The 1,329-nt window shown below is 62.0% G+C and carries 1 protein-coding gene; it reads right to left on the bottom strand.

Going from position 1 to position 1,329, the window contains the following annotated elements:
• Positions 1-3: 3 nt before the first annotated feature.
• Positions 4-1,206 carry an ISL3 family transposase gene (locus C9F12_RS22175; RefSeq protein ID WP_108450238.1) on the bottom strand — a complete coding sequence of 401 codons (1,203 nt, stop codon included), beginning with the start codon at positions 1,204-1,206 and terminating at the stop codon, positions 4-6.
• Positions 1,207-1,329 lie beyond the last annotated feature (123 nt).

Consider the following 1,329-nt stretch of genomic DNA (forward strand, 5'->3'; position numbering starts at 1 on the left):
GGTTCATCGCACTTTGCCGGGAAATGCGGCACGGATCTTCAGGAAGAAGTACGCAGTGTCGCGGTATCCATAGGCCATCCGCTTGATAACTTTGATTCGGTTGTTCATGCCCTCCAGCACACTGGTGTTCAACCGATGCCGAGCACTGGACAGGATCCCCTCCAGGTAGGGAGCCAATTTCCTGGCGAAGCGATCCAGAGCCTCAATACCACTGCTGATGGCCATCTCGTGCCACTCCTTCCAAGCGTTTCGGGCGGTGGTCTCGTCATCGGCAAACCAGAGGGTCTTGAGCTGATCCTTGAGTAGATACGCTGTGGTCAGTGACGCATTGGCCGCCAGCAGCTCTTCCAGCTTTACCGCCTGCTCAGGTTTGAGGTTGTTGGCATTGCGCAGCAGCAGCCAGCGGCTGCCCTTGATGATCTTGCGGGCCGCCTTGTCATCGCGCAGCTGGTTGGCCTGGTCGACGCGCACCCGATCCATCACCTCGCGTCCGTATTTGGCCACCACGTGGAAGCGGTCATAGACCACCTCGGCGTTGGGACATTGGTCCTTCACCTCGAGATCGAAGGCCGAGTTCATGTCCATGGCGACGGCCTCGATCTGCTCTCGCGCCTCGCCCAGCCACGCGAAGAATGGGCGGATCGCTTCACGGGAGCGGCCTTCCCCGATCCATACCACCTGCTGGGTGTCAGCGCAGGCGACCACGGTGGCGTAGCGCTGCCCCTTGTGCAGGGCGAACTCGTCCATCATCAGGCGCCGCAAGCGTGTCGGGTCCGGTGCCGGCAGGTCGCGTTGCAGGCGCTGCTTGTCGATGGCCTTGACGGTATGCCAGTGCAAGCCGACCAGGTCCGTGACATGCCGAATCGGCAGCAACGTGACCAGACGCTCCACCCACTGGCGCAGCGTGGTGGTGACCGGCGAGCGCCCGGGTAACCAGTCAATGCGCTCGCGTGTCGGGCCACAGACCGGGCAGCGTAGGCGTCGAACCGGGACGTCGAGCTCTACTCGGTAGATCAGCAGCGGCGCCTCACGGACGCGCCGGCGATACACGTCGTGCACCAGGAAACAGGCGTGGTCGCAGCCGCTACAGACGGGCGGAATCCGGTCATCGGGCTCCAGCTGGAGCCGCAGCGTTTGAGCATCCAGGAACTCGTGGTGGGCGACGGTGAAGCCTTTCCAGAACAGGCAGAGCGGGGTAGTATCCATGGCAACGGCGGTGTCCGTAGGCTGACGTTTTGGCGAATATCAGCTTACTCGGATTTACCGCCGTTTCTCTATCCTGCCTGTCCTCACGCGCCTTGCCCGTTTCACGCTAATCTGCGATGAACC

This window comes from Halomonas sp. BN3-1 (assembly GCF_003056325.1).
In the GTDB taxonomy this organism is placed as follows: Bacteria; Pseudomonadota; Gammaproteobacteria; order Pseudomonadales; family Halomonadaceae; genus Halomonas; species Halomonas litopenaei.

Bases quoted from the DNA above. Each gene is read 5' to 3' on its own strand.
- C9F12_RS22175 (WP_108450238.1), bottom strand. From the start codon at position 1,206: ATGGATACTACCCCGCTCTGCCTGTTCTGGAAAGGCTTCACCGTCGCC.